Source organism: Bradyrhizobium sp., assembly GCF_019244115.1.
In the GTDB taxonomy this organism is placed as follows: Bacteria; Pseudomonadota; Alphaproteobacteria; order Rhizobiales; family Xanthobacteraceae; genus Bradyrhizobium.
On sequence record NZ_JAFATE010000738.1, the window covers coordinates 1 to 9,561 of the forward strand.

Genomic DNA, 9,561 nt, shown 5'->3' on the forward strand with positions numbered 1-9,561 from the left:
TCAAGCCGGGCGATGACGCCGATGTCTGATAACGCAGCCGCGCGTACGATAAGACTATTTCCCCGCCGTCTTCTGCTTTCCGGTCTCCGGCTCCAGCCCGACCGTGCGGCCCGGAAAACCGGCGGCATCGAAGTAACGCTGTGCGCCGACGCGCTGGAAAGCCAAGACCGTGCGCAGGCCATTCGCCGCAGCCGCCGATTTGATCGTGTCGGAGGAGGCTTTTGGCGTCGCGCCGTTCGGCATCGCTTCCGTCATCGCGCGGCCGACCAGGCGGCCGTTCGGTTTCTGCTTCAGGCCAAGAATTTTTGCCGCGGTCATGCCGACATCGGCATTGCTCACCGGAAGCGGATCGACATATGCAGCCTTGAAGTCGGGGCCGATCGCCGCCATGAAGTTCATGGTGTCGGCGCGCCCGAAGCTGCCATGCATGCCCTGGCCCTGCCGCAGCACGGTGTCGGAAACCTCGACCGAGCAGTTGGTGGGCTCGTTGCAGCCGACGACATAGGAGCGGAAATTCACCACGATCGCTGGCACCGGCGTGATCGCCGCGCCCTTCAGGCCGATCTGCGAGAGCGGCAGCGTGCCGGGAATCTTCCCCAAGGAGTCGTCGACGAACAGGCCGGAAACGTAATCCTGCTCGAGCAGCGCCTTGACGGTACGCTCGGCGAGCTTCTTGTCCTTGTTCGGCAGATAGATCAGATCGGAGCCGCCATTGGTGGCGACCACCAGATCGGGCTTTGTCGGATCCTGGCCAAGCACGCCGTTGCCGGCCTTGGGATGGGCGTTGTCGCCGATCTTCGCATTCTTGTCGTTCGGATCGTAGAGCGGCAGGTCGAGCGCCTTGGCAAGATCGATCGCCAGAAAGCCCATCGGCAGAAAGTCTCTTGGCGTATCGTCGAAATTCATCTTCGCCGCCGGGCTCGTCTTGCTCTCCTTGGAAATCGTCGAAAAGCCATGGTCGGCCGCGATCATGATGTCGGTCGTGGCGGAAAGCCCGAGATCGTCGAGCGCCTTGCGCAGCTGCGCGAGATTGTCGTCGGCATTCTTGATGCTGGCCATCGAGGTCGGGCCGTTGATGCCCGGTGTCAGCGTGTTGAGGCTGTCGCCCTGGTTGTGCTGGCTGCCGTCGGGATCGCGCGACCAGAACACCAGCACGAAAGGCTTGTTGCGCGCCTTGAACATCGGCAGCACCACCTTGGTCGCCGCATCGGCGAAATAGCCCTGCTGCGTGGTGTTGGCAACCGTGGTGCCCGGCGTCTTGGCATCGCCCGCCTTGCCATTGTCGCCGCGCGAGGGCGTGGCGAGCGGCAGGCCCGCCTTGGTCAGTGCGTCCTTCATTTCGTCGGACAGCGGCACGCCGTTCTTGGCGCCGGTGGCATCGTCGATCACGACCGAGTGCAGGCCTGGCTTGTCGGCGCGGTCGGTGTGGTCGAACAGCAGGGTCGGGCCGACCTTGCCGATGGCCGCGGTCGAAAAACCTTGCGCGCGCGCCAGCTTCAAAATGGTCTCTTCGTCGAGATAGTCGCTCTTGAAGTGCTCGTCGATGTCGCCCAGCACGGCGTCGTTCTCGATGAAGGGAACGACGGTGTCGCCGGCGGGCACCGAGGTGTAGCCGGTGAAGATGGTGTTCGAGAACGTGCCGGTGTCGCCGAGATAGTGTCCAGTCGACATCGCCGAGCTGTTGGCCATGGTGAAGGTCGGGAACAGCGAATGCGGGTTCTTGAAATTGACGCCCTTGTCGCGCACCGCGGCCATCGCGGGCGCAGTGTCCGGCGTGACCTTGAGGGCGCGAAGCCCATCCGGGATGAAGAGCACGAGGTTGTGCGACGTGGCGTTGTTCTGGGCGAGGGCCGAGCCGGTGGACAGCACGGTCAGGCCGGCGGCGAGCCAGGCGAGGGAGCGACGCATCGAGGACTCCATGAAGGATTGTGGCTGAACAGCCGTGGCTTTCGTTTAGTTTTGCTGCATGACAGAAATGTTACAGCCTTGTTCGAACCCCGCAACACGACCGCGCGCCGAGGCCGGAAATCTGTTGAGAATTCCTCTTGCGCGAGGTCGCAAAGGCCGGGCTGCCGCGGATTGACTCAGCAAGAACAAAAGAAGAACATTGTGTGCAGCGCACCACCTTTGGATACCGCCATGACGTCCGGCCCATCTACCAGCTCCCAGCCAAATCCAGAGGGCACCGACGAACTAGACCTTGCCATCGACCAGGCGATTGCGGCCTGCGGCGGCGATCTGCGCGCGGCCATCAGGGCGCTCATACTCGCCAATGACTTTCTGGAGAACGAGGTGAGCGAGTTGATGAAGGCGGTGTCCCATGCCTATGTGCGGGGCAGGTTTCAAAGCTATACCGGGTAATGGGGCGCGGTACGATTCTGCACCCGCGCCGCCGAGACTTGAAGGCGCGGGGACACAGGGTCATCATCGGCCGGCCACATCCGCGCATGGGTTCATCAAAACCGAAAGGGACATCCGTTGGCCACAGCAACGCCCGCAATTGAGACGCCCGGCAGCGTCCAGGTCGCGACCACGCAGAAGATCGAGCTTGCGCGTGTCACGACGCGCCGGGAGCACGACCTGCTTGGCGAACGGGATGTGCCGTCGGATGCCTATTGGGGCGTTCATACCATGCGGGCGGTGGAGAACTTTCCGATTACCGGCGTGCCCGTCGGGCATTTTCCGAATTTCGTGCGCGCGCTGGTCTATGTGAAACAGGCCGCGGCCCGCGCCAACAAGCGGCTCGGCTATCTCGCGGCCGAGAAGTCCGACGCCATCGAGCGGGCCTGCGGCCTGATCGCCAATGACCTCAAATACCACGGCGAGTTCGTGGTCGATGCGGTGCAGGGCGGCGCTGGGACCTCGACCAACATGAACACCAATGAGGTGGTGGCAAATGTGGCGCTTGAATGCATGGGACGACCCAAGGGCGACTATGCGGCGCTGCATCCCAACGACGACGTCAACATGTCGCAATCGACCAATGACGCCTATCCGACCGCATTGCGCCTCGCGGTGATCTTTGCCGCCGAACCCTTGATCTCTGCGCTCGACGAGCTCGCTTATGCCTTCAAGGCCAAGGCGGTGGAGTTTTCGGACGTATTGAAGATGGGCCGCACCCAACTGCAGGATGCGGTGCCGATGACGCTCGGCCAGGAGTTCGACGCCTTCTTTATTACCATCAAGGAAGACGTCTCGCGGATCCGCGAGGCCGCCGCGCTGTTTCGCGAAGTCAATCTCGGGGCCACCGCGATCGGCACCGGCATCAATGCCGATCCGCGCTATGCGGCGCTCGCGATCGAGGAACTGGCGCGGATCTCCAAGCAGCCGCTGGTGCCGGCCTCCAACCTGATCGAAGCGACTTCCGACATGGGCGCCTTCGTGCTGTTCTCCGGCGTGCTGAAACGCGTTGCGGTGAAACTGTCCAAAATCTGCAACGATCTGCGGCTGCTCTCCTCCGGTCCACGCGCGGGCCTTGCGGAAATTCGCCTGCCCGCGGTGCAGGCCGGCTCGTCGATCATGCCCGGCAAGGTCAATCCTGTGATCCCCGAGGTCGTCAACCAGGTCGCCTTCATGGTGATCGGGCACGACATGACGGTGACGATGTGCGCCGAGGGCGGTCAGCTGCAGCTCAATGCCTTCGAGCCGACCATCGGCTATTGCCTGCTCGCCTCGATGCGCCACCTCACCGCGGCGCTGGAGACGCTGACCACCCGCTGCGTCAACGGCATCGAGGCTGACCGCGAGCGCTGCCGCGCGCTGGTCGAAGACTCCATCGGCCTCGTCACCGCGCTTGGGCCCACGCTGGGCTATGAAGCGTCCTCGCGCGTCGCCAAGCGCGCTCTGAACGAGAAGCGCAAGGTGGCGGACATCGTGCTGGAAGAGGAGCTTTTGACCCGCGAGCAGCTTGACGAACTCCTGAAGCCGGAGGCCATGACCGCGCCGTCCCGGGCGCGTCCGAAACCGGGGTAGCGGCTTAGCGTGAAGGTTCAGCGTTGCCTCGGCCCGATCTTGCTATACGAGACGAATTGTGACGTCAGGCTCCCGCCCAAACGACCGTAAATCAAGAAGAACATGTTCAAAAAAATTCTGATCGCAAATCGCGGCGAGATCGCCTGCCGGATCATCAAGACCGCGCGCCGAATGGGGATCAAGACCGTTGCCGTCTACTCCGAAGCCGATCGCGACGCGCTGCATGTCGAAATGGCCGACGAAGCCGTCTTCATCGGTCCGCCGGCCGCCGCCGACAGCTATCTCGTGATCGAGAAGATCGTCGAGGCCTGTCGCAAGACCGCTGCCGAGGCCGTGCATCCCGGCTACGGCTTCTTGTCCGAGCGCGAGGCATTTCCGCGCGCGCTGAAAGCCGCCGGCATCGTTTTCATCGGGCCCAATCCGGATGCGATCGCCGCAATGGGTGACAAGATCGAGTCTAAGAAGGCCGCGGCGAAGGCAAAAGTCTCGACCGTGCCTGGCTATCTCGGCGTGATCGAGGACGAGAGGCACGCGGTCAAGATCGCCGACGATATCGGCTATCCCGTGATGATCAAGGCCTCCGCCGGCGGTGGCGGCAAGGGCATGCGGATCGCGCAGTCGCGCGGTGAGGTCGCCGAAGGTTTTAACCTGGCGAAGGCCGAGGCAAAAGCCTCGTTCGGCGACGATCGCGTCTTCATCGAAAAATTCATCGTCGATCCGCGCCACATCGAGATCCAGGTGCTCGGCGACAAGCACGGCAACGTCATCTATCTCGGCGAGCGCGAATGCTCGATCCAGCGCCGCAACCAGAAGGTCATCGAGGAGGCGCCGTCGCCGCTGCTCGATGAGGCGACGCGCCGCAAGATGGGCGAGCAGGCGGTGGCGCTCGCAAAGGCGGTGCGTTACGATTCTGCCGGAACCGTTGAGTTCGTCGCGGGCCAGGACAAGAGTTTCTACTTCCTGGAAATGAACACCCGCCTGCAGGTCGAGCATCCCGTGACCGAACTCGTCACCGGGATCGATCTGGTCGAGCAGATGATCCGCGTGGCCGCGGGCGAAAAACTGAAGCTCGCGCAGAAGGACATTCGCCTGACCGGATGGGCGGTCGAATCGCGTGTCTATGCCGAAGATCCGTTCCGCAACTTCCTGCCCTCGATCGGCCGGCTGGTGAAATATCGCCCGCCGGCCGAGAGCCGTGCCGATGGTGTCACCGTGCGCAACGATACCGGCGTGCAGGAGGGCGGCGAGATCTCGATCTATTACGATCCGATGATCGCGAAACTGGTCACGCACGCGCCGTCGCGCGCCGCCGCGATCGAGGCGCAGTCGACTGCGCTCGACGCGTTCTATGTCGACGGCATCCGTCACAACATCCCGTTCCTGTCGGCGCTGATGAATCATCCGCGCTGGCGCGAGGGACGGCTGTCGACCGGTTTCATCGCCGAGGAGTTTCCAAGGGGATTCCTGCCGCACGCGCCCGAAGGCGAGGTGGGGCGGCGCGTGGCGGCGGTGGGCGCTGCGATCGATCATGTGCTCGGCGAGCGCAAGCGGCAGATTTCAGGGCAGATGATCGGCCGTCCGGTGAAGCGCGAAGGCCGCCGCGCAGTTTGGCTCGGACGCGACGAGATCGTTTTGGACATCGCGCGCGAAAACGGCGACGTCGTCGTGCGCTTCGTCGGGGCCGATGGCAAGGCAGGCGATCCGCACCGTCTGGCGTCGTCCTGGGTGCCCGGCGATCCCGTCTGGCAGGGGACGGTGGATGGGCATGCGATTGCCGTGCAGGTGCGGCCGATGCCAAACGGCATCCGGCTCGCGCATCAGGGCGTCGAGGTCCCAGTCTACGTGTTCACCGAGACGGAGGCGGCATCTGCCCGACTGATGCCGGTGGTCGCGGCCTCCGACAGTGGCAAAAAACTGCTGTGCCCGATGCCGGGGCTCGTGGTCTCGATCGCGGTCTCGGAGGGGCAGGAGGTCAAGGCGGGCGAAACGCTCGCGGTCGTCGAGGCGATGAAGATGCAGAATGTGCTGCGCGCCGAGCGCGACGGTACGGTGAAGAAGATTCACGCAGCTGCCGGAGCGACGCTGGCGGTGGATGCGCTGATCATGGAATTTGCGTAGATGTCGAGGAGTATTCCGTCATTGCGAGGCGCAAAGCGCCGAAGCAATCCAGACTGTCACCGCGGCGAGATTCTGGATTGCTTCGCTTCGCTCGCAATGACGGTTGGAGAAGTTCATGACCTTCCGTAATCGCCGAGAAAAGCTCCGTTCCATCCTGTCGGGCCCGCGCTGCATCCGGCCGGGCTCGGTCTACGACGCGATCTCCATCCGTATCGCGGAAGATCTCGGCTTCGAGGTCGGCATGTTCGGCGGCTCGGTGGCCTCGCTCGCCGTGCTCGGCGATCCCGATATCACGCTGATCACATTGACCGAGCTTGCCGAGCAGATGCGGCGGATGTCGCGGGCGAGCCCGCTTCCGGTGCTGGTCGATGCCGATCATGGCTACGGCAATGCGCTCAACGTCCGTCGCACCGTGCAGGAGCTGGAGGCCGCGGGCGCGGCCGGCCTGACCATCGAGGACACGCTGCTGCCCCAGGCTTTCGGCGAGGCGAAGACCCAGTTGATTTCTCTGCAGGAGGGCGTCGGCAAGATGAAGGCGGCGCTCGACGGCCGCGGCGATGCCTCGCTGGTGGTCATGGGGCGAACGGGGGCTGCATCCATCACCTCGCTCGACGATGCGATCGCGCGGGCCAAGGCTTACGAGGCTACCGGCGTCGATGCGTTGTTCGTCACCGGCATCAAGGCGCGTCGCGAACTCGAGGCGATCGCGGCGGCAACGACGCTGCCGATCGTGCTCGGCGGCGCGCCCGAGGAGATGTCGGATGTGAATTACCTCGCGGCGCAGCGGGTGCGGATCGCGCTCCAGGGTCATGCGCCATTTGCCGCCGCAACGCGGGCGGTCTATGACACGCTGAAGGCGCTGCGCGAGGGAACCCCGCCCCAGCAATTGAAGGGCCTCGTGTCGGGCGAATTGACGGCGCGGCTGACGCGCGATGGCGCCATGAAGGGCAAGGCGGCCGAATTCTTGGGACTGGGAAAGCGATGAACCAGGCCATTCTCCATGTGACGATCAGCGGCCGGGTGCAGGGCGTCGGCTATCGCGTCTGGCTCGAAGACCGGGCGCGTGATTGCGATCTGGAGGGCTGGGTGCGCAACCGCGCCGATGGCAGCGTGGAAGCGGTTTTCGCGGGACCGGCGCGTCTGGTCGGTGAGATGGTTGCGCTGTGCCGCCACGGGCCGCCCGGCGCGCGAGTCCAGGCGGTGCTGGACGAACCGGCCGAGGCAGATCAGCTCGCCCTGCGGCGGCCCGGCGAGCGGTTTTCGGTGCTGCCGACAGCGTAAGAGGGAATTAGGCGGGCGACCGATGAACGCGAAGCCAGCGGCGCAGCGCCACGCCCGCCCAGATCGCTTCCACCAGGCCGAACGGCCAGGCGCCCTGCAAAAAGCCGTAGGCCGAGCCGAGCAGGCAGGCGGTGGCAAAGGCCAGGATGAACCACCGACTCCGCTCTTCGAACGCGTAGCAGATGAGCATCGCCGTCACCGCAAACAGCCCGAACCAGGTGAGCCTGTCCATGGCGAGGTTCGCGGACTATCTCTGGCCGCGCAGCAGGGTTTGGGACGGCAATTCGCCAAACGTCTCGCGATAATGCCGTGCAAAATGCCCGGCATTGGCAAAATTGCAGGCGGACGCTGCCGAGGCGACGGTAACGGTCGGATCGCCCGACAGCAGCATGTCCCTGGCGTGTCTGAGGCGCACCGCCTTGACAAAGGCCATCGGCGAATAGCCGCGGCTGCGCTCGAAGGCGCGGAACAGCGAGCGCCCGCTGACGCCGGCCTCAACGACCAGCCGTTCGACGGTGATCGCTTCGCGCCAGTTGGCTTCGATGTACCCTTCCAGGCGGGCGACGACACCGGCGTCCGGCAGTTTCGCCTGCGCCTCCAGTGCGCCGCTATGGGCATGGCGGCTCGCCGAGAGAAACGCGATCTGGATCGCCTGCTCGAGTTCGCGATAGACCGCGGTGGGGAACGCCGTCGCGTCCGAATCGAGCTGTTCCGCCAAAAAGCCGACCAGGCGGTACAGCCCCTTTGCGTAGGGGCTCTCGGCGGCGATTGCCGGCGAAAGACGCAGCGCGCTTTTCGGACGCGCGCCGAGCAGGGCGGAAAGCTTTTGCGACAGGCACTCTTCGCGCAAGCGCAGCGTCAGGCGCTGATGCGCGGCGTTGCACGCGGCCTGCGAGGGGATGTCCGCTGGCGTTATGCCAAACTGCCGCTCGTCGATGTCGGTCGTCTCGCCGGCCGCGCTCGTGGTAGAACTGCCCTTCAGCGCGATCTGAACGCGGATGTAGTCAGCTTCGAGATGATGCGAGGTGAGGCCGCAACTCGTGGCGGCAAAGGCGAGACCGATTTCCTCGAGATTGATGAGGTTGACCAATGCTCGGAACTGGTCGGTGTTTGTCAGATCGAGCCGCACGGCGCCGAGCAGTTTTGAGGCGAGGCGGCGAAGCTCCTCCGAATCGGAGGTGCGGAACATCGGGAAACGATGCAGTGGGGGCGCGGAGCTGGCTGACATGTCGCCTCAGGAGTTCGAGCCATGAGCGGGACGGACGGTACTGATGCAGCTCATCGAGAGCCGCACCAGGATGTCGGCTGCGGCTTCGACATCATGCAGGCCCGCCGCGGCTCGTTCCAGCTTTCTTTGCGCAACGACCCGGGATTTCCGATCGCAGTTTCGCCGATGTCACGCTTGGCTGCCGATGCGTCGCATCTCTCATACGCGTGGCGCCGCCTTGGCCTTGATAACGCCGAGCGCGTTGAAAACGGCAGGCTCGATCCAGGGCCAGGCGGCGGTCGTCGTCGTCAGCAGTGTCGAGAGCGTCATCAGAACGATGGCCGAGCGTGCGATACGCCGCTTCGTCCTGACCCACCGCCAGGCAAGCCAGGCCCAGGCCACGATCACGACCGCGATCGCAAGCTTCGTCGCCCAGCCATGCGCATGGTCGAGAACGGCGATCACCCCGCCGGCGCTGACAAGGATCACGGCGGGCAGCGTCAGCGGCAGGATGCAACACGCCGTGCAGGCTGCGGCCGCGAAAGCAGTGGCGGCTGCCGCGACGCCGGCCGCCTTGCCGTCTATGGGATTCATCGGTGCGCAACCGCAAGCCGGGGAGCTCGATGTGGGCAGGGTGCAAGAGGGGCTGGTCACGTGCATGTGAATCTCCTGTTCTGGTTGAGCGGTGTTCTGTCAATGCGTGACCGCTACCCTCTGAAGCCACTTGAGGTTCAAGCGAAAACGGATTGGAATGTTGAGAATCGGCGCACTTGCGGAGCGGACCGGAACGACGGTTGCGACCATCCACTATTGCGAACAGATCGGGTTGCTTCGACCGCCAGCGCGATCGGGTGGACAGCGGATCTACGACCAGGTAGACGTCAGCCGCCTTGCATTCATCCGGCGCTGCCGCGACTTTGACTTGTCGATCGAAGCGGTCGGCGCGCTGCTGACGCTGCTCGACCGCCATGGCTCCTGCACCG

Annotated in this window: 10 protein-coding genes; 6 read left to right on the top strand and 4 right to left on the bottom strand. The window is 64.3% G+C overall.

Features of this window, described 5'->3' with window-relative positions:
- Positions 1 to 54: 54 nt before the first annotated feature.
- Entirely contained in the window at positions 55 to 1,908 is a 1,854-nt protein-coding gene (locus JOZ76_RS31740; protein WP_291705342.1) for an alkaline phosphatase family protein, read from the bottom strand.
- A 231-nt stretch (positions 1,909 to 2,139) separates the two neighbouring features.
- Here JOZ76_RS31740 and JOZ76_RS31745 point away from each other — a divergent pair, with 231 nt between their 5' ends.
- The 5 genes from JOZ76_RS31745 (at position 2,140) to JOZ76_RS31765 (ending at position 7,371) form a co-directional block, all read left to right on the top strand.
- Positions 2,140 to 2,361, top strand: a complete 222-nt coding sequence (locus JOZ76_RS31745; protein ID WP_291705343.1) for a hypothetical protein — start codon at positions 2,140 to 2,142, stop codon at positions 2,359 to 2,361.
- Between the two features lie 117 nt (positions 2,362 to 2,478).
- A complete protein-coding gene (locus tag JOZ76_RS31750) occupies positions 2,479 to 3,972 on the top strand; it encodes an aspartate ammonia-lyase (RefSeq protein ID WP_291705344.1) in 1,494 nt (497 codons plus the stop codon).
- Between the two features lie 102 nt (positions 3,973 to 4,074).
- Positions 4,075 to 6,090 (top strand): acetyl-CoA carboxylase biotin carboxylase subunit, encoded by a 2,016-nt coding sequence (locus JOZ76_RS31755; protein ID WP_291705345.1) that lies wholly within the window; start codon positions 4,075 to 4,077, stop codon positions 6,088 to 6,090.
- A gap of 115 nt (positions 6,091 to 6,205) precedes the next feature.
- Positions 6,206 to 7,075 (top strand): isocitrate lyase/PEP mutase family protein, encoded by an 870-nt coding sequence (locus JOZ76_RS31760; protein WP_291705346.1) that lies wholly within the window; start codon positions 6,206 to 6,208, stop codon positions 7,073 to 7,075.
- The gene (locus JOZ76_RS31765) at positions 7,072 to 7,371 is read left to right on the top strand and encodes an acylphosphatase (RefSeq protein WP_291705347.1); all 300 of its coding nucleotides are present in this window, start codon (positions 7,072 to 7,074) and stop codon (positions 7,369 to 7,371) included. Before JOZ76_RS31760 ends, JOZ76_RS31765 begins: the two co-directional genes overlap by 4 nt.
- Positions 7,372 to 7,378: 7 nt before the next feature.
- On the opposite strand, the gene JOZ76_RS31770 is transcribed toward JOZ76_RS31765, so the two are convergent.
- The 3 genes from JOZ76_RS31770 to JOZ76_RS31780 all read right to left on the bottom strand — a co-directional run bounded on the left by JOZ76_RS31770 (position 7,379) and on the right by JOZ76_RS31780 (position 9,172).
- Positions 7,379 to 7,603, bottom strand: coding sequence for a hypothetical protein (locus JOZ76_RS31770; protein WP_291705348.1), 225 nt, complete (start codon positions 7,601 to 7,603; stop codon positions 7,379 to 7,381).
- 15 nt (positions 7,604 to 7,618) lie between these two features.
- Positions 7,619 to 8,599, bottom strand: a complete 981-nt coding sequence (locus JOZ76_RS31775) for an AraC family transcriptional regulator (protein ID WP_291705349.1) — start codon at positions 8,597 to 8,599, stop codon at positions 7,619 to 7,621.
- A 198-nt stretch (positions 8,600 to 8,797) separates the two neighbouring features.
- Positions 8,798 to 9,172, bottom strand: a complete 375-nt coding sequence (locus tag JOZ76_RS31780) for a hypothetical protein (protein ID WP_291705350.1) — start codon at positions 9,170 to 9,172, stop codon at positions 8,798 to 8,800.
- A 160-nt stretch (positions 9,173 to 9,332) separates the two neighbouring features.
- Between JOZ76_RS31780 and JOZ76_RS31785 the strand changes: the two genes are divergently transcribed.
- A partial coding sequence (locus JOZ76_RS31785) for a MerR family transcriptional regulator (RefSeq protein ID WP_441300137.1) occupies positions 9,333 to 9,561 on the top strand: 229 nt, incomplete at its 3' end.